Genomic DNA, 18,965 nt, shown 5'->3' with positions numbered 1-18,965 from the left:
CTGATTAAATAAATCTATTTTAAAACTTTATTTTGATACCAGTTAGTTTGCTGTTATAATTATAGTTTGCAAGTTACGTAATTAGTTACGTAATTTGTTTTAATGGAAAACTCATTCTTTAATTCAGTTGGAAAAGCGGGCATTGGCAGCAGGCTGCGGATGCTCCAGGAAAAGATTACGGACGATGCTGCAAACATTTACCGGATGTTCGGAATTGACATGCAGCCCAAGTGGTTTCCTGTTTTTTATACCTTATCACAAGGGAGCTTCACCATAACCGAAATTGCCCAGCATATTGGGCACTCCCACCCTTCTGTCAGCAAAATTGTATCCGAGATGGTGAAGAAGGGACTGGTAACGGAAGGTAAAGACGCCAATGACGGCCGCAGGAATGTACTGTCGTTATCTGACAAGGGAAAACAGGTTAATGAAAAGCTGCAGTACCAGTTGGTTGATGTTAAAAACGCGGTAGAAAGCATTTTGGATAATACGCGGCACAATCTGTGGGAAGCTATCGGTGAGTGGGAATTTATGCTCGAACAAAAATCGCTGTTAAAGAGGGTTCAGGACGAGAAAAAATTAAGAGAGGGCCGCGACGTTACGATTGTCCCTTTTGAAGAGCAATATAGTAAGGCATTCCGCGAACTTAACGTGGAGTGGATAAGCACGTACTTTAAAATGGAAGAAAAAGACTACCAATCGCTCGACCATCCGCAGGAATACATTTTAAACAAGGGCGGCGAAATACTGGTTGCCCTGTACAAAGGCGAACCCGTGGGCGTGTGTGCATTGCTAAAAATGGACGATCCCGAATATGATTATGAATTGGCAAAAATGGCGGTTTCGCCCAAAGCACATGGCAAAGGCATAGGATGGTTGTTGGGCAAAGCTATTGCCGAACGCGCCAAAGCCCGGGGTGGCAACACGCTGTACCTTGAAAGTAATACCATGCTTAAACAAGCCATCAGCCTGTATCAAAAGTTAGGGTTTAAAAAAGTGGTTGGCCGGTTTACGCCTTACGAGCGTTGCAATATCCAGATGGAATTGCAGCTGAATAACTAATAAGGGGGATCTGTTAAAACTATAAAAACAAAAACGCGCAAATTAAAACGTTATGGTATCAGTATCTGAGCAAACTATAAAGGTTGATACAAACATATACATTATAGGTAATGGCGTTGTTGCCAAGGCTTTGGCAGTGGCCCTAACCCTAAAAGGTAAAAAGGTTACCATACTGCGCGGCAGCGTAGATGATCAGCCCGCCAGCCGGGAGTTGCTGGAGATAGAAACGGAAAACAATACACTGTAGGCCGAAGTAACCATCAGCACCCTAAATAATTATACGCAACTTGACGGGCTTATCCTGTTAACCAACAAATCATTCGGCAACCAGGAACTTGCCGAAAAGCTCAAAATCAAAGCAAAGCATTCACCAGTCGTATTCCTTCAAAACGGACTTCATATTGAAGATGGTTTTATCGACGCGGGCTTTACCGAATTATACCGGTGTGTACTATTTGTAACCAGCCAATCGGTATCAAATAATAAAGTAAGGTTCAGGCCGGTTGCCTCATCACCCATAGGGGTTATTAAAAGCTCATTTGATAACCTTGATGGTATTGTTGATGAACTGAATACCGATGTATTTTCTTTTAGGGCCGAGGCGAACATCCAAACAGTCATCTGGAAAAAAGCAATCAGCAATTGCGTGTTTAATTCGATATGCCCATTGCTCGAGATTGATAATGGGGTATTTCACCGCAATGAAGCTGCCTTGCATATAGCCAAAACAGTAATTGCTGAATGCGTTGCGATAGCCAACCAGAACAACATCCAGTTAACAGAGCACGATGTATTGGAAAACGTGCTGATGATAAGTAAAATGTCCGACGGGCAAAAGATATCTACCTGCCAGGATATCCTCAACAAACGGGAAACAGAGATTGAAACGTTAAATTTTGCAGTAGCCAAAGTAGCACAAGTGTCTGGCAGCGCTAAAGTTCCGGTTACTGCTTTATTAGGCGAAATGACAAAACTTAAGTCGGAGCTATTCAGGATGTAGGGCTGTATACAAAAGCTTTATTGCCGCCCAAATAAATCAAACTATTACCTATCTTCCGTGTTGAAAAGCCGAAGGTTAAGCAATGAAATTTAAACACATCCACTTTATTATCAACCCGGCATCAGGTAAGGAAGAGCCTATACTCACCTACATTAACCAGGCTTTTGACAACAGCGCCATCAAATGGGATGTATCTGTTACCCAGCGCCACAAAAACCCCTGCGATATTGCAAAAAAACTTATCGGCAAAACTGATTTAATTGTTGTATATGGCGGCGATGGGTCTGTAACAGATACGGCCGGCGCGTTACACGGAACGGCTACACCAATGGCCATCATTCCTGGCGGCACGGCCAACGTTATGGCAAAACAGCTACAAATTCCCCTGGATACCATTTCTGCTCTTGAACTCATAAAAAGCCGTCACAAATTAAAAGCTGTTGACATGGGCCTGGTAAACGGGCACCCTTTTTTATTACGGGTTAACCTGGGTATTATGGCCGATATGATTTTACAGGCCGGCCGCGGGCTAAAAGATACCATTGGCCAGCTGGCCTACGGTTATACTGCTATTAAAACCATGGTAAATGCCACGCCGGTAAAATACAAACTAAAGATAGATGGTAAGGAGATAGAAGAAACGGCCGTTTCGCTCACGATAACCAATTCGGGTAATATTGGCTTTGCCGGTTTAGATATGCTGCCCGGCATCAGCATAACAGACGGCTTGTTGGATGTAATACTGATGGGTGATAACGATTTAACCTCGGTATTAAAAATTGCGGGCAACACCTTACTGCAAAACCAAACCGAAGCTTTAAAGCATTGGCGGTGTAAAAATATAGTTATACAAATGGATGCCGCACAGGCTTTTATCCGGGATGATTGCGAACAAAAGGCAAAAAAGTTAACCATTAAAGTTGTACCGGCGGCTATCAATATAGTAGTGCCGCGTTAAAAACAGCAAAACAATATGCTTGCAAAAATTAAAAGTATTTTAAAGGTGGTTTATTTATCGGGCCAAATGGCTTATGATAATGCTTACCGCATAATAACCGGGCTTCCCCAGCTTAAGCGCTGCCAGATAACGGCCAACCTGTACTTAGGCAGCCAATATAATTTGGTGGGTTTGCGCAAACTAAAATCTTTAGGTGTTACAGCAATTATAAATATGCGGATGCATTCCATTTATAACGGCGCACAATATAAGGGCTTCCGTTACCTGCATTTGCCCACGCCCGATAATACCCCACCGCCACTTGATGTGTTAAAGGAAGGGGCCAATTTTGCCGATGCAGCCATAAAAAGCGGCGGCAAGGTATACATCCATTGCCGCCAGGGCCTCGGCCGCGGCCCAACCATGACTATTGCCTATTTGCTTAAAACAGGCCTGACTTTTGATGATGCCCTTGCGATGGTAAAAAAAGTGCGCACATTTATTAACCCGCGCAAAAGCCAGGTTGAAGTGCTGAAGCAACTGGAACAATTTTACCAGGAGCACCCGGCCGAACAAAGCATTATTTAAGGAATCATGTTCAGAATTTAGTCAGAGGTCTTAAGTTCTCAGTCAGAAGTCGAAATTTGCCCTTTTCAGACTCAGAACTTAAGACTTAAGACTCCAGACTATCCTTCTACTTATCGGCATTGATAACGATTTTCTTTTCCTTCAACCCTGCCGAAGTTGCGGTTAAAGTGATTGGCCCGGCATGGCTTCCGTCTGATTGGATTATAACCTGGGCCAGGCCGTTAAACAGCTTTCTTTTCCAGCCTGCCGCAGGGGCTTGAAACTGAATTACGCCGGGGTCCTGGTTAGGGTTATCCCAGGGGTGCAGTTTTTTGATAGGTAAGGCAACAATAACAATGCTGTTTTTACCCGGCTTTAAAAAGGCCTTGCTGATGTTAAACACATCCTGGTCTTTATGATAATCAACATTGGCAGCCAGCAAGTGGCCATTAAAATATACCGATTGCTTGCGGCCGATACTTTTATAAAAAAAGGTGAGCGGCTGTCGCGTTAAATCATCGGTTAAATTAATACTGCCGCGATAAACCCAGGCTTTTACGCTGGTATCGCTTATATTGGTAAACGCCTTTTTCCAGCCACTATCATCAAAGGTTTCGGCTGTTTCGCTTTTGTGGATGGTATCGGGTACCGGCAACTCTTTCAAGGCTTCAACGGGCATATTGACAATCGTTTCCAGGTACTTATCAGGCTCAAGCGAGGTTGGGTTGCCGTTGCCTACCCCTATAATTCTGCCGGGCCCTTCAATTTTAAAACTTATTTCATTATTGGCATCGGGCACCGCCAGTCCTTTTTTGTCAAGCAGGCTAACCTTAATTACGGCTACATCCTGCGCATCGGCTTTCAGGGTATTCTTATGGGCTTCAAGGGCGATGGCTTGTGGGGTACCGGTAGTTTGCACGGTTTCGGTTAATACCTGTTTGCCGCCGGTATAGCCAATTGCCTTTAGCGTTCCGGAACTGTACGGAACCGTCCATTCCAGGTGCCCATTTTTGGCCATGGCTTTTTTGCCCTGGGTTTTACCGTTTAAAAACAGTTCCACTTCGTCGCAATTGCTATAGGCCCAAACGTTTATGGACTGGTTTTCTTTGCCTTTCCAGTTCCAGTGCGGCAACAAGTGCAGCACCGGCTTGCTGCCCCACCAGGCCTGCAGGTACCAGGCATCATCCTTAGCAAAACCGCACTGATCGAGCATACCAAAGTACGACCCTATTGATGGCCATCCGTAAGGCGTTGGCTCGCCCCGGTAATCAAATCCCGTCCAGATAAACATACCTGCCAAAAATGGCCGTTTGGCATAGTAATTCCAACCCTCTTCAATGCTGTAGGCATTGGGCCTTGGCTTGGCATCGTACGCAGATTTATAATGGAGCGAATCGTTGGTAAAATAAACCCCGCGGGTAGCAAAGGTCGATCCTTCCTCGGTGCCCCAACCCTTTTGCTGCGGGAATTTCTGGTGCTGCGCGTCGGGGTTTTCCTGTGCTATGTAGTTAAAGCCTATTAAGTCCATCACACCCGATAAGCCCTGCCCCCAGCCGCCGCTAAACGCCGCCGTAACCGCGCGGGTGGTATCCAGGCTTTTTACAAAGGCCTGCATGGTGGTCGCAATTCGTGCGCCTGTCTCCGAGTTTTCTATCCCCCACTCCTCGTTACCTACCGACCAACTGATTACACTTGGATGGTTGCGGTCGCGGTCAATCATTTTTTTCAGGTTACCCAGGTGGTAATCATCTATGCCCATCAGCCGGTTTTCGTCAATCACCAGCATGCCCAAGCTATCGCAGGCATCCAGCAATTGGGGCGCTGGCGGGTTATGCGAGCAGCGGTAAGCGTTGCTGCCCATTTCTTTTAAACGGGCAATTCTATAGTACTGCAATTCGTCGGGCATGGCTGTTCCTACTCCGGCATGCTCCTGGTGGTTATTGGTGCCCTTTATTTCCAGCCGCTTACCATTCAGGTAAAAGCCGGTGTTGGCATCAAAACGCAGTGTACGTATGCCAAAGCGTGTTACATATTCATCAACAGGCACATTATTTACCAAAATGGTGGTAACCAAACGGTGCAGGTACGGCGTATCAACCGACCATAATTTAGGGTGCGCTATTTCCAATTGGCTGCTATACTCCCCCGTTTTAAAAGGTTGCAGGCTATTGCCATCAGTTTGCTTGGTAGCCAGCAAACGGCCTTCGCGGTCGTAAACTTTTTGTACAATGGCAAAATTATCTGCCCCGGTATCGTAATTGCTTACATCGGTTTTAACAGTTAATTGCGCCTTATCATCCCCAACAGTGCTACTCACAAATGTACCGTTGGCAGCAATATGCAGCGGCGATGTTTTATTGAGCCACACATGCCTGTAAATGCCGGCCCCTTCATAAAACCAGCCCTCTTCCATGGTAGCGTCTACCCTTACGGCGATGGTATTATCGCCGCCGTAGTTTAAAAGCTGTGTAATATCGTACTCAAAACCGTTATAGCCGCTTGGCTCGGTACCCAGGTAGTGCCCGTTTACCCAAACTGTCGAGTTGCGAAAAACACCATCAAAAGCAATGGTGATATGCCGGCCATAATCCTCCTTTGTTACAGTAAACTTTTTACGGTACCAACCTACGCTGCTTTCCGGAAAATTCCGGCCGAGGGCTTTAAAACCATGGCTATAACTTCCTTTTTCGCTAAAACCAAGTTCGGCAGCCCAGTCATGCGGCAAATCAAGCTTGCGCCAGGGCCTGTCGTCAAAGTCAGCGGCGGCGGCGCCATCGCCATAGCCCGCTTTGGCAAAATAAGAGAAATAGCCGGTGGCGTTGTTAAAATCTTTAGCGGCATCAAACGGATGGCCATAAGCAAACCGCCAGCCGGTATCTATACAAATATGAGCCCTCGATTTTTGCCTGGCGCCAGCCGTTTGTGCTGACACAATGAAAGGGCAAACAGATAACAACAGCAAAAGGCGCAACGTTTTCATATATATTGGATAAGTACTGATTTTGAATTGGGGTTTATAATGTGCCCCTAAAAATAAATGTTAAAAACACAGCTATCTAAAAAAACAGCTCCGATGAAATTATCTGAGCACATTTTGGTAAAATAGTATCGATATGAAGCTAAAAGCAAAATGCTTAAAGCCTAAAGCCAACGTTTTAATTTACTGTGATGCGCTGGTGTTTAAAGTTTATTAATACTATAAACCGGGGGCTTAGCCGTATTTCGTTTTATTATTTCGCGTGCTTCAAGGTCCAGCTTCACGGTTTCGCCATACCAGTGAGCGTTGCCGGCGAAAGTGACATGCACTTTATCATGCAGCGCCTGCATCAGTTGGGTATGGGTTAGACTTTGCTCCTGCAAAATTTGCAGTACGGCCGTTTTAATTATTTCATATTTATCGGCCGAAATAATTTTGTTCTGTTTATCCTTATCGGGATGCAAGGTTTGGATTTTGGCTTCTTTCATGTCATTGGGGATGCAATAGTTGCGCAGCGATAAATTCTATTGCGATTAAAGTTAAAAAAAATACAGAATTAACCTTTAGTTCGCACGCATAAACTATTTGGTTAAAGGTAAACTGAAATGCTGTCAGTTATCCAACATTGCACAATTGGCCATTAATAGCCGTGCAGTATTCCACAATCCAACATAAAACTTATATTTGACTACTGCACTGTACTTATAACCTTAATACAATGAAACAAAAAAATACCTTTTATTTAGCAACCGTCCTTGTTATCGGGTTACTTGCCTTTAAAATAGCAGACAGTACCCTATTTGAATTCGCTTATCCTAAAAGAACAGGCACCACGTTTACCCTGGCAAGCAGCCGGTTTAAAAAATTCAAAAAAGAATGGCGCGGTACCGATTACTACTATTACGCCGAGCAGGACGGCTTCATTTGCTCAGTTTTATATTACAAACTTAATGACAATGAAAAACTGCAGCTGGTTGATGCACTAAAAGTGGCCATTGGCGGCCCCGATATCAGCCCGGCATATCCATTCGCTTATTTTTCAAACTACTCCAACCTGAAAACAATGGAACGTAACAATGAAGATTGGGGGAAACCTACGGATGATTTTATGTTCCGGCAAAATAATGTGGTTGTAGATGGCACTAATTTTTCCCAAAAACATATGTATGGCTATGCCATGCTTGGCAAGGACTTGTTTGTTAATATACACCTATCAAAAGTGGCCTGCAGCAGTGCAGACTCGGTAGAGATGAGGTCGATTCTAACATCACTGACTGTAAAGCCTTAAGGTAAAGGTATCTGACGATCTTAACCATCATAGTACAAATGAAATATTTATTAGTGATATTCTTCGTCTCTGTTTTTGCCAATATCTGCATTGGCCAACAATTGGGTACGAAAGCCGAAAACACCTTAAAACAAGCCAGGTTTATTGATTTATATAAAATGCAGCGCAATACGCATGATTGCCTCGATTCAAAAGACCCACCAATTATTGCCAACAATAAGATCGACTCTTGTTTTCATAAGGTAAAGGCATTAAGCATTGCCGAAATAAATACGTTAAGGGAAATTTTGCTGAACAAGCACTCCTATCAAAAAGCGGATTTAGATTGCTTTGCTTCAGAATTTGGCGTAGTTATATTTGATGAAAAACATGTAATAACAGGTTTCATAACGTTTTGTTTGGGCTGCAACAACCTGGATATGAGCGACACTAATAAAATATTGACAGTAACGGATAAAGCAAAAAGAAGATTACGAAAAATAATCCATTGATCGTATTAGCGGGGCGGTTAAGCCCGTTATTAACTTAAGAAAACAAACACCACCTCAAACAAGCGCCTTAAGGACAAAACCGGGTAGCCGCCACGCTTACGCACGTATGAACGAATGGCCCGGCCAAAGGCAATCGCCGGCGACAGATCAACAGCTTAGGATTAAGTATTTTCTGTACTTTTTCACCTTCACTAATAGCAGCTGACAATAAATTTATCGCTAAAAATTAATCTGCACAGCGCATCCTTAGTCCTCTATAAAAATACGCAGCCACACCTTTCCTTTTTAAGCCACTTTCCCAACATCTTTTTACACCTATTCGGAGTACTCTAATTTAAAGTGGATTATTTATCGACATGTAAAAACCGCGGGAATTAAAGTGCCGTATTTCATAATAGAAATGTAAAATTTCGCTATAAATCAAATTCAAGATACTTAAAATCAAAAGCCTATCCTCATGAAAAAAAGCGCAGTAAAAAAAATCGTCATTTATGGTTTATCAACCTTCGTGTTCCTGCTTTTTGTTTTGGCCATCCACATTTATTTTGTTTACCGGCCCGCACCCGATGCCTTTACCAAAGTAATGGCCCGCATTGATATTAAACAGCCCATAACAACCAGGGATGCCAATAACATTGCCGGCTGGATGTACAAGCAAAAGGGAATTGACCATGTAATGGTTAACCCCGAATCGAACACCGTTATCTTTACTTTTTTCCCGGTTAAAACCAGTGGCACACAAGTAGTTGATAACCTTAAAAAAGCCCTTAACCTAAAAGCCGACCGCTACATGCCCGATGCCCAAAGCTTAAAAAGCGGCTGCCCGGTAGCCAAATCATCATACACTTATAAAATTTACAAGCTAATAACCCAGGTAATCTAATCTTTAAAAAAACATGAAAAAACTACTAAACACTTCCACGTTAATCGCGCTATCCGTTAGCGCAATGTTCGCGCTGCAGGCTTGCAGCAGTAATTCGTCGGTGACACCGGTAAAAGCTACTTTATATGATTCGTTAGGCGGATCGGTAATGGTATCCGACCCGGCAAAACCAGGTACCACCATCGAAAAAGGACGCTTAGGCATCCGCTCGGTTATTGACAGCACCATATTTGTTATCGCGGGCGATAGCAGGATAAACGGCCATTTTACTGTGTTGCTATCCGAAGTAACCAAAGGCAACCTATCGGGCTTTACCGAGTTGAGTGGCAACCTAACTACTTTTGTAGCTGTTGCCACTGGCGCAAAAAACTTCACTTACACCGGCGACAACATGGTTGATGCCCATGACCCTGCAAAAAATCCGCGCATGAATGGTAAAGCCACCGCTGCCGATTTCGACGCCTTTGTTGACGATGTTGTTAAAGGCGCCAATAAAAATAAACTGCCATCAAACTTAATAGGCTCACTGGGCAAAATTATTGTGAGCCTAAAAGCACAGGTAGTACAAAAATAATTTTTTTTCGATCAGAGGGGGCGAAGGTCCGCAGGGTAACTTGCGGGCCTTTTTAGTTAACCCTTTTCAGTGTAGCCGCCAAATGCTGCCCTTCGTAAACCAGGTGCAGGGTAATGCTATCAGCATACAGTTTGCCGGTGTGCGGGGCGTTGCCATTAGGCACGGGTACATTAAATGAAAAATCGTCGCCGTTTATCATACCGTCGGTAATAATCACCTCTCCGGCCGGGGTTAGTGCGGTACCGGTAAGCTTGCCGCTATCCACTTTAAAATTGTAACCAAGCTGAAAGGGCTTGTTCCCGGGCAATGTAACCGGACCTGCCCATTTGCCTGTAAGGCTGTTTATGGTAGCGAAACAAACGCTAAGTATCAGCACAAATGCTATGGTTATGGATGCTGTTTTTTTCATCGCGGGAAATTTTGTTAACTGGTATACAAATTGGGCACCAATTAGTTTTATTTTTTGATTTGGGGAGGGTTGTATCGCTATTTTTCTGAACCGGGATTCGTCGGATTTATCAGATTTTTTGGATTTGATTTGCTGGTGGATGAATTGAATACTGGCGATTTTGCGGCACATGCCGTTTTAGCTGAATGTTGACCTTCATCGCTATTTTTCTGAACCGGGATTAAGCGGATTAGTCAGATTTTTTGGATTTGATTGCATGGATTGATAAAGACATTTACTAATCCAAGATGACCGCACGCAAATCAAATCCAAATAATCCAAAAAATCTGCTTAATCCAAGTTCAGACAATTGCGTTAGGGACAAAAGTGGATACCGGCCCGCGCCTAACGCCTTGTGCGCGTATGAACGGATGGCCCGGCCGCAGGCAACGCCCAAAACAAGCCAAAAGCTTTTCGCCCAAAAAACAAAGCTTCGGTTTTCTTTAGGAAAACCGAAGCTTCAAATATGCTAATCAAAAGTTCCCCCTTCAGGGGGTTAGGGGGCTTACGCTTCAAACTTATACCCTACACCTTTAACAGTTGCAACTACCTCGTCACCAAGCTTTTCGCGCAATTTGCGGATATGAACGTCGATGGTACGGTTGGTTACTACTACCGAGTCTTCCCAGATGTTTTTCAGGATTACCTCGCGGGTGTATACTTTGCCGGGTTTTGAGGCCAGCAGGTATAGCAGTTCAAACTCTTTTTTGGCCAAAACCACTTTAACACCTTTTTGATATACCAGGTAGGCTTCGCGGTCGATAACCAGGTCGCCAATTTCAAGTTTGTTGTCGGGTGTTTCTTCGGTCGGCGAGTTGCGGCGCAATATGGCGTTTATACGGCTTACCAGGGCACGGGGCTTTATCGGTTTAGCTATATAATCATCGGCGCCTACGTTAAAGCCTGCAATTTCTGAATATTCTTCACTGCGGGCGGTTAAAAACACCATAAAGGTATTTTTAAACTCGGGCATGGTACGCATAATGCGACAGGCCTCGATGCCATCCATTTTAGGCATCATAATGTCGAGTACAATAAGATCAGGTAGTGATTTCTTGGCTTCGGCTACAGCCTCCTGGCCGTTGCGGGCCAAAAACACCTGGTAGCCTTCTTTTTTAAGGTTGTATTCTATCAACTCTAAAATATCCGGTTCATCATCAACAATAAGAATTTTCTGTTTTGGAGAGCTGCTCATGATGCGTTAATTTTTTTGTATAAAAGTATACACTTTACAACACCCCAAAGTTACCCAAATATTAACAAATTGTTAATGGTTACCTTTTGTTAACGATAAATTGAACCTATTTGAACGTTTTGGTTAAAAAAGCTTCCAAATCGGCGCCGGTAATATTTTTGGCAACGATATTTCCGGCCGGATCGATGATGAAATTCGACGGGATAGCCTCGATATTGTACAGCCTTTCTGTTGGCCCTTCAAAGCTGTTTAAATCGGATGCATGAGCCCATTCCAACTTATCATCGTTAATAGCTTTTTGCCATGCGGCCTTATCCTTATCTAATGATACGCCTAAAATATTAAAGCCTTTTGAATGAAACGCGGCATATTGTTTTACCACGTTAGGGTTTTCCTGGCGGCAAGGCGCACACCATGATGCCCAAAAATCAATCATTACATATTTGCCTTTATAGTCGGCAAGGCTAACTTGTTTACCATCTATACCGGTGGTTGTAAAATCGGGGGCTTTATGACCAATGGATATTGGCTTAATTTTATTCATCTGTTTGACGAACGATTGCACCGCGGGGTTATCTTTAAAATTATCTTTAATATCATCGGCATAGGCCACCAGCTGCGGTTCAAACTTATACACATCTAATGATGTTGCGCCATAAAAAGCCGCCAGCGACGATTTGTTATCGTTAACAAACTTTAAAACAGCAACGCCATAATCGGCCACATTTTTCTGGAAGGTAGGCATGTAAACCTTCAGCAATGAATCTGATTGTTTGCCCAGGGCCTGTGATTTTTCCTGGTACTCGGCCACAAGCTTTGAATTTTTCTCGCCGTAAAAATTACTGATCTTGTTAAACTCTTTTATCTTGTCCGAATCGTCAGAGCCTTTGATAATATAAATATGCGTGGCATCTTTACTGTCGGTTTCAAAATCAATATCGTCACCGTTTTTTGCTATCAGGTCGTACACGTTATTGGCTGCTGCCGATTGATCGCCGCCGCCCGCGCCGCCTATACGCAGCTTGTATAAATTAGCATAAGGCGCCACGTGTTTAAATTTGAATTTACCATCTTCGCTCAGCGTGGTTGAGTCTACCACTTTAAGCTGGCTGCTATCGGCCTCAATTAAATAAACCAGTTTTATACTGCCCGGATTTTTAATGGTACCGTTAATGGTAAACTGCGAATTATCTTTACATGAATAAACAAATGCAGTTAAAAACAGTAAACTGTAAACTGCCAGATTTTTTAATTTCATTACTACTTTACTTCTAATTCCTTGATCAATAACTGGTTTGTTTTCTGCGGATCTATTTTACCTTTCGATAGCTTCATAATCTCGCCCATAAACAAGCCCAACACGCCTTTTTTTCCTTTTTGGTACTCTTTTACCTTATCCGGAAACTTGGCAATGGCGGCCTTGATAAACTGGTTTACATCGTCATTATCCGCACTGATTAACAGGTTAAGCTCTTTAGCCAGTTCATCGGCTTTTTTGCCCGGTTCTTTAACCATGGCGGGGAATAACTTGTGCGAAGCTACAGAATTATTTATCACGCCCGCGTCAATTAGTTTAATGAGGCCGGCAAGGTTGGCCGGGGTAACAGCAAAGTTACTGATGGTCACGTCATGATCATTCAGGTATGATTTTACCGCGCCCATGATCCAGTTGGCGGCGGCTTTGTAATGGTCGGTAGCTTTTATCAGCTCTTCAAAATAATGGGCCACGTCCTTATCGGCAGTAATAACCGATGCATCATAGGCCGACAAGCCCAATTCAAGGTATTTATGATAAAGCTGGCTGGGCAGTGCCGGCAAACTTTTGCGGATGTTATCAACGTATTGCTCGGTAAGCACCAAGGGCATTAAATCCGGCTCGGGGAAATAGCGGTAATCGTTGGCCATTTCCTTGCTGCGCAATACCGATGTTTCGCCGGTATCGGCATTAAAATTAAGCGTGTTTTGATCTATATGGCCGCCGGCTTCAATCACGGCTACCTGCCTGGCAAACTCGTGCTCAATGGCGCGCTGCACGTTACGGATAGAGTTGAGGTTTTTTACCTCGCAACGGTTACCATATTCGGTAGCCCCACGCAGGCGAACGGAGATATTGGCATCGCAGCGCATGCTGCCTTCTTCCATGTTGCCGTCGCAAATATCAAGGTAGCGCAGTATTTTACGGGTTTCGGTCAAAAACTGGCCCGCCTCTTCGGCGCTGCGCATATCGGGCTGGGTAACAATTTCCAGCAGGGGCACACCGGCACGGTTCAAGTCGATAAGCGAATCGGCATGGTGCTGGTCGTGCATACTTTTGCCCGCATCCTCTTCCATGTGGATGTGGTGGATGGCTAAGTTTTTTTCGGTACCATCGGCCAGTTTTACAGGCACATAACCACCCAGGCAAATGGGCGCATGATCCTGCGTTATCTGGTAACCTTTGGGCAAATCGGCGTAGAAATAATTTTTGCGGGCGAAACTGTTATTCAGGTTGATGCTGCAATTACAGGCCAGACCCATTTTAACGGCATACTCCACCGCGCGTTTATTTAAAAAAGGCAAAGTACCGGGGTGTCCCAAAGATATGGCACTTACATGCTGATTAGGCCCGGCACCAAAAGCGGCAGAATCGGCCGAGAAAACCTTACTTAAAGTGGATAGCTGGGCATGTACCTCGAGGCCTACAACCAATTCGTACTTTTCACCTATCCCGTTTGCGAGAACTGTCATAAAAATAAATTCAGCTGTGATTTGCTGATTGTAAGGTCAAATATATAAAAGTTAATACAGTATAGGTAGGTTTTGGGGTTTAATGGTCAGGAAAAATGTAGCGGTGAGTGGTGAATGGTGAGCGGTGAGTGGTTTTGTAAGGCCTTGGTGACCCTTGGGGCGGTCTCAAATCTCACATCTAATATCTCATATCTATGATGGCGTTCCCTGCGGGCCGGGCTTTTTGCTCATACTACACGGGCCTTAGCCAGATTGGCCGGTATCCGCGCCAATCCCTAACGCAATTGTCTGAACCGGAATTTTCAGAATTAAAGAATGGGAAGAATTTTTAGCTGCGGTTTGTGATTAATTTCAAGGCGCGCAGGGCCTGTCAGTCTGAGCCTGTCGAAGACTCGCGCGGAGAGGCCTTGCCCGCTATCCTGCAACGGGCTACCTATGACATATTGAAATTTACACAAACAATGGCTTTGAACGCTGGCCACAACTCACCCCGGCTATGCTACGCTGGCCGACCTCTCCGGCTGAAGCCGCAAAGAGGGTGTAGCTCACTTTTTTATATTTTTAGCCCCTCTATGCGCGAAGCGGAGAGAGGGGCAGACGGGCGTAGCCTCGTCGGGGTGAGTCGACTCGCCGACATGCGATGTACGTCGTTCCTCCTTCAGAATTTCGCCAAATTTTACTGCTTAGGATAACAGCATTTTTATAACGTCATTATACTTCTATTCTGCTCCCGCAGTCTTTGTCACCACAGAACGCTATCAAAAGGCTTTGTTGCGTTTGGCCGGAAAATCTCAATTGTGGGGTACAATCATCCGAGGATAAATTTCTTATTTAGTTTCAAAAGCTGATTGGGCTTTTTTAGACAACCTCTTCGATGCCTGCTGGATATCAGCTACGGAAATATTCGATTTAATCAAATCTAAATTTTCTTTCTGAGTTTTAAGTTTATCCAATAAGTTAATAACGTTTAGCCTGGACTCCTTAGTCATCGTTGTATCCTGAACAAGCATTTTTTTGAAAAGATCGGCAATGGTATCTATCACGTATTCACTATAATTAACTACAGACTCGTTTTTATAGCTTCTTTTTAAAGACATAGATTCGAACAAAACCATACTGATTTTGCTTAAATCGCTTTCTTCAATAGCATTAATCCGATCTATGTTTTCTAACGTAATCATTATTTAACCTCTTCTAACGTTACTAACGTCTTACTGTCCCGTTTTGTTACTTCTAATACCTCAAACTTACAATTTGGACGAAATAGCACTTCTTTTTCATTTTGAGGGTGATGCATCCCATATTTTGCAAACGCTTCGATATCTTTTCCACTGCGGCTAAATATCCTGAACTGACAACTATTTCCAAATTCATAAGCCACAGCTTTGGATTTACTTGCCGAAATAAACGAATGTTCTACTAATATACTATTATTAGCATGAGCATCTAAATATTTTTGCATTTCGAAAGGTGTTAAATTAACGGCGCGATAGGCAATATCTTCATAATCTGGCAGCTTAGCTAATGTTCGATCCAAGAATTTACCAAAATCTGAATAATCCCGTCCATCGCTAAGCCTTAATTTTTCATTAACCGACTCATAACCATCTTCGGTATATTTATAAATTAAAGCATGTTCTTCGGAACTCAAGTAGCCAATAGTAGCCGACTTTTTCCTCGCCTCAATTAACTCCCTTGAACAATAATTACGAACATATTCCTCCAGCTTTGTCATAGCAAAATCTACCCCACAAAACTCCTCGCCTTTGCCAATGCATTATCCAGGCCGCTTACATCGCTGCCGCCGGCGGTTGCGAAAAATGGCTGGCCGCCGCCGCCGCCTTTTACTTCTTTGGCAAGCTCTTTTACGATGTTGCCGGCGTGCAGGCCTTTTTCTTTTACCAGGTTTTCGGCTATCATAACCGTTAGGCTGGGTTTGCCGTCAAAATCGGCGGCGAGTACCAGGAACAGGTTGGGTACGATATCTTTTAACTGGTAGGCCAGGTTTTTAATGGCCTCGGCATTGGGCAGGGCTACTTTTTGGGCAATGAAGTTGATGCCGTTGATAGCCTCGGCTTTTTGTGCCAGTTCGTTTTTTAAGCCTGATGATTTTTCGAGGATGGCTTTCTCAATTTCTTTTTTTAGCTTGCTATTTTCGTCCAGCAGACTTTCGATGCTTTTTGGCAGGTCTTTAGGATTTTTAAGCAAATCTTTAAGCTGATCTACCATGCGGCTTTGGTTGGTGATAAACATCTCGGCGGCAACACCGGTAATGGCTTCAATGCGGCGTACACCTGCGGCTACGGCGCTTTCAGCAATTATTTTGAAGAAGCCTATCTGTCCGGTAGCCTGTACGTGGGTACCGCCACAAAGTTCCTTGCTAAACTCATCTTCGAAAGTGATTACGCGTACGTACTCACCATATTTTTCGCCAAACAGGGCGGTTACGCCGCTGGTAATAGCTTCGGCATAAAGCACGCTGCGTTCTTCCTTTAGCGGGATGTTCTGGCGCACCTTTTGGTTTACGATGGCTTCAATCTGCGCCAGTTCCTCGTCGGTAACTTTGGCAAAGTGTGAAAAATCGAACCTCAGGTAATCGCTGTTTACCAATGATCCTTTTTGGTTTACGTGGCCGCCCAATACCTGTTTCATAGCGGCATGCAGCAGGTGCGTGGCCGAGTGGTTGGCATTGGTTTGCCCGCGCAAAGCAGGGTCAACAATCGCGGTTAAAGCATCCTCAATATCTTCGGGCAGGTTATCTACATAATGAACGGTTAAACCGTTTTCTTTTTTGGTATCGGTAACCAAAATGATGGTACCATCCGGGAAAACCAATTCGCCCTTATCCCCTACCTGGCCACCGCTTTCGGCGTAAAAAGGAGTTTTATCCAAAACAATTTGGTATTGCTCTTTACCTTTGGCTGTTACTTTACGGTATTTTACAATGTGAGAAATGGTTTCGGTTTCATCGTAACCGGTGAAGATGGAGGTTTCGTCGTCTTTTAGGGTTATCCAATCGCCAGTATTAACAGCACTGGCAGCACGAGATCTGGTTTTTTGCTGCTGAAGAGCATTTTCAAAACCAGCAATATCTACAGCCCATCCTTTCTCACGAGCCATCAACTCCGTTAAATCGATAGGAAAACCGTAAGTATCAGATAACTCAAAGGCAAAATCACCTCGAATATTTTTATTTGCGATTGAACTAAGATACTTAATTTGAAAACTTGACAAGGGAACGATTCGACCAGCAGCGTCCTCAGTTATCCAATCTATACCCGCGTTAGTAATTTGAGTGGTATATTCATTAAATATTCTAATACCGGCTGAAAGCGTTCTTAAAAAAGAAATTTCTTCTTCTAAAATAACCTTTTGTACAAAATCTTTCTGACTGTATAAATTATCAAATACTCCCTTAAACTGCTCGGCCAATAAAGGCACCAGCTGGTTAAAGAAAGGTTCTTTAAAGCCTAAAGTTTGATAACTGTAACGCACTGCACGGCGCAGGATTCTGCGGATCACGTAACCCGCTTTATTACTTGCAGGTAATTCTCCATCAGCAATAGCAAAGCTAATCGCACGGATGTGATCGGCCAGTACCCGCATGGCAACGGCTTCGTTCCAGCCGGCATCACCGGGTTTGGCATCGCTGTTGTATTTTTGACCGCTTTTCTCCGCAATAAACTGGATTATCGGCTGAAAAACATCGCTATCATAATTTGACGTTTTACCTTGCAACACCCTTACCAAACGCTCGAAACCCATCCCGGTATCTACGTGTTTAGCTGGCAGGTTATTTAAGGTTGTATAAGCCCAAAGATTTTCCCCTTTCCATTTTTTTTCGTCAATTCCTCCAAAGGTTATTGAATCTCTTAAAAATTCAATTTGCCCTCCTTTGCTACCACCCCACACCCGGTTAAACTGCATGAACACGTTGTTCCATATCTCTATAACCTGGTCGTGGTCGGCATTAACCAGCTTAGCACCGCTTACTTCGGCACGCTCGCTATCGGGGCGACTATCATAATGAATCTCCGAGCACGGACCACATGGACCAGTTTCACCCATTTCCCAAAAGTTATCCTTTTTGTTGCCGGGCAATATGTGGGCTTCGTCTACAAACTGCTTCCACAGGTCGTAAGTTTCGGTATCTTTTTCAAGGCCTTCCTTTTCGTCACCTTCAAAATAGGTAACGTACAGGCGGTCTTTTGGTAATTTGTATACTTCGGTTAACAGCTCCCAGCTCCAGGCTATGGCTTCCTTTTTAAAGTAGTCGCCAAAGCTCCAGTTGCCCAGCATTTCAAACATGGTGTGGTGGTAGGTATCAATACCTACTTCTTCCAAATCGTTATGCTTGCCGCTTACGCGCAGGCAGCGTTGGGTATCGGCTACACGGGTTGCCTTGGCTGCTGCTTCACCCAAAAATATATCTTTAAACTGGTTCATCCCCGCGTTGGTGAACATCAGGGTAGGGTCGTTTTTAATTACAATTGGTGCCGAAGGAACGATAACGTGTCCCTTTGAAACAAAAAAATCAAGAAAAGCCTGGCGTATTTCGGTAGCTGTCATGGAGTAGTACTTTGTAATATCGAAAACAAAATCGAAGTGCAAAAGTGTGAAATTTTGTGTAGACTACACAGAATTATACAATATTACACGTTTGGCCTTTAGCGAAGCTGTGGGGGCGAATACGAAAGGTAGTACAAAAGCAGATCGAAGATCAATAAAAATCGTCATTGCGAGGTACGAAGCAATCCCCTACATGCTAAGTCCCACATAGTTCGGGATTGCTTCGTGCCTCGCAATGACGGTTCTT

Annotated in this window: 19 protein-coding genes; 9 read left to right on the top strand and 10 right to left on the bottom strand. The window is 43.9% G+C overall.

From position 1 onward, the window contains the following. Positions 1 to 102: 102 nt before the first annotated feature. Positions 103 to 1,062, top strand: coding sequence for a bifunctional helix-turn-helix transcriptional regulator/GNAT family N-acetyltransferase (locus AC1RM2_RS25755; protein ID WP_492987979.1), 960 nt, complete (start codon positions 103 to 105; stop codon positions 1,060 to 1,062). Positions 1,063 to 1,114: 52 nt separating this feature from the next. Next, positions 1,115 to 1,309, top strand: coding sequence for a hypothetical protein (locus AC1RM2_RS25750; RefSeq protein ID WP_492987978.1), 195 nt, complete (start codon positions 1,115 to 1,117; stop codon positions 1,307 to 1,309). Positions 1,310 to 1,458: 149 nt separating this feature from the next. On the opposite strand, the gene AC1RM2_RS25745 is transcribed toward AC1RM2_RS25750, so the two are convergent. Continuing rightward, the gene (locus tag AC1RM2_RS25745; protein ID WP_492987977.1) at positions 1,459 to 1,704 is read right to left on the bottom strand and encodes a hypothetical protein; all 246 of its coding nucleotides are present in this window, start codon (positions 1,702 to 1,704) and stop codon (positions 1,459 to 1,461) included. Positions 1,705 to 1,708: 4 nt separating this feature from the next. On the opposite strand from AC1RM2_RS25745, the gene AC1RM2_RS25740 reads away from it, so the two are divergent. From AC1RM2_RS25740 to AC1RM2_RS25730, 3 genes are all read left to right on the top strand, one after another. Next, the gene (locus tag AC1RM2_RS25740; RefSeq protein WP_492987976.1) at positions 1,709 to 2,062 is read left to right on the top strand and encodes a ketopantoate reductase family protein; all 354 of its coding nucleotides are present in this window, start codon (positions 1,709 to 1,711) and stop codon (positions 2,060 to 2,062) included. Between the two features lie 82 nt (positions 2,063 to 2,144). Beyond that, positions 2,145 to 3,020, top strand: a complete 876-nt coding sequence (locus tag AC1RM2_RS25735) for a diacylglycerol/lipid kinase family protein (RefSeq protein WP_492987975.1) — start codon at positions 2,145 to 2,147, stop codon at positions 3,018 to 3,020. Positions 3,021 to 3,035: 15 nt separating this feature from the next. Then, complete coding sequence (locus tag AC1RM2_RS25730) at positions 3,036 to 3,587, top strand: protein-tyrosine phosphatase family protein (protein WP_492987974.1); 552 nt, start codon at positions 3,036 to 3,038, stop codon at positions 3,585 to 3,587. A 106-nt stretch (positions 3,588 to 3,693) separates the two neighbouring features. Here the strand turns inward: AC1RM2_RS25730 and galA are convergent, their stop codons facing one another. Both galA and AC1RM2_RS25720 read right to left on the bottom strand, forming a co-directional pair. Beyond that, a complete protein-coding gene (galA, locus tag AC1RM2_RS25725) occupies positions 3,694 to 6,546 on the bottom strand; it encodes a beta-galactosidase GalA (protein ID WP_492987973.1) in 2,853 nt (950 codons plus the stop codon). Positions 6,547 to 6,746: 200 nt separating this feature from the next. Beyond that, a complete protein-coding gene (locus AC1RM2_RS25720) occupies positions 6,747 to 7,031 on the bottom strand; it encodes a DUF6958 family protein (protein WP_492987972.1) in 285 nt (94 codons plus the stop codon). 230 nt (positions 7,032 to 7,261) lie between these two features. Here AC1RM2_RS25720 and AC1RM2_RS25715 point away from each other — a divergent pair, with 230 nt between their 5' ends. The 4 genes from AC1RM2_RS25715 (at position 7,262) to AC1RM2_RS25700 (ending at position 9,779) form a co-directional block, all read left to right on the top strand. Continuing rightward, positions 7,262 to 7,831, top strand: coding sequence for a hypothetical protein (locus AC1RM2_RS25715; protein WP_492987971.1), 570 nt, complete (start codon positions 7,262 to 7,264; stop codon positions 7,829 to 7,831). A 38-nt stretch (positions 7,832 to 7,869) separates the two neighbouring features. Next, positions 7,870 to 8,322, top strand: a complete 453-nt coding sequence (locus AC1RM2_RS25710) for a hypothetical protein (protein WP_492987970.1) — start codon at positions 7,870 to 7,872, stop codon at positions 8,320 to 8,322. Positions 8,323 to 8,779: 457 nt separating this feature from the next. Next, positions 8,780 to 9,205 carry a hypothetical protein gene (locus AC1RM2_RS25705; protein WP_492987969.1) on the top strand — a complete coding sequence of 142 codons (426 nt, stop codon included), beginning with the start codon at positions 8,780 to 8,782 and terminating at the stop codon, positions 9,203 to 9,205. Positions 9,206 to 9,218: 13 nt separating this feature from the next. Then, entirely contained in the window at positions 9,219 to 9,779 is a 561-nt protein-coding gene (locus AC1RM2_RS25700; protein ID WP_492987968.1) for a globin family protein, read from the top strand. 52 nt (positions 9,780 to 9,831) lie between these two features. Here the strand turns inward: AC1RM2_RS25700 and AC1RM2_RS25695 are convergent, their stop codons facing one another. The 7 genes from AC1RM2_RS25695 to alaS form a co-directional block, all read right to left on the bottom strand. Further along, complete coding sequence (locus tag AC1RM2_RS25695; protein ID WP_492987967.1) at positions 9,832 to 10,188, bottom strand: hypothetical protein; 357 nt, start codon at positions 10,186 to 10,188, stop codon at positions 9,832 to 9,834. A gap of 544 nt (positions 10,189 to 10,732) precedes the next feature. Next, positions 10,733 to 11,422: a response regulator transcription factor gene (locus AC1RM2_RS25690; RefSeq protein WP_147057003.1), complete on the bottom strand. Its 690-nt coding sequence runs from the start codon at positions 11,420 to 11,422 to the stop codon at positions 10,733 to 10,735. Between the two features lie 106 nt (positions 11,423 to 11,528). After that, positions 11,529 to 12,680 carry a redoxin domain-containing protein gene (locus AC1RM2_RS25685; RefSeq protein WP_492987966.1) on the bottom strand — a complete coding sequence of 384 codons (1,152 nt, stop codon included), beginning with the start codon at positions 12,678 to 12,680 and terminating at the stop codon, positions 11,529 to 11,531. A 2-nt stretch (positions 12,681 to 12,682) separates the two neighbouring features. Then, positions 12,683 to 14,149 (bottom strand): Asp-tRNA(Asn)/Glu-tRNA(Gln) amidotransferase subunit GatB, encoded by a 1,467-nt coding sequence (gatB, locus tag AC1RM2_RS25680; protein WP_492987965.1) that lies wholly within the window; start codon positions 14,147 to 14,149, stop codon positions 12,683 to 12,685. A gap of 827 nt (positions 14,150 to 14,976) precedes the next feature. Then, positions 14,977 to 15,330 (bottom strand): hypothetical protein, encoded by a 354-nt coding sequence (locus tag AC1RM2_RS25675; RefSeq protein ID WP_492987964.1) that lies wholly within the window; start codon positions 15,328 to 15,330, stop codon positions 14,977 to 14,979. Then, a complete protein-coding gene (locus AC1RM2_RS25670; RefSeq protein ID WP_492987963.1) occupies positions 15,330 to 15,884 on the bottom strand; it encodes an ADP-ribosyltransferase in 555 nt (184 codons plus the stop codon). The genes AC1RM2_RS25675 and AC1RM2_RS25670 overlap by 1 nt, the downstream gene beginning before the upstream one ends. A gap of 8 nt (positions 15,885 to 15,892) precedes the next feature. Beyond that, positions 15,893 to 18,718, bottom strand: a complete 2,826-nt coding sequence (gene alaS / locus AC1RM2_RS25665) for an alanine--tRNA ligase (protein WP_492987962.1) — start codon at positions 18,716 to 18,718, stop codon at positions 15,893 to 15,895. Between the last annotated feature and the right edge of the window lie 247 nt (positions 18,719 to 18,965).

It is taken from the genome of Mucilaginibacter sp. GW822-FHT03E02 (assembly GCF_058801545.1).
Note: the sequence above shows the minus strand (reverse complement) of the source record. Positions and strands in the feature narration are given on the sequence as shown.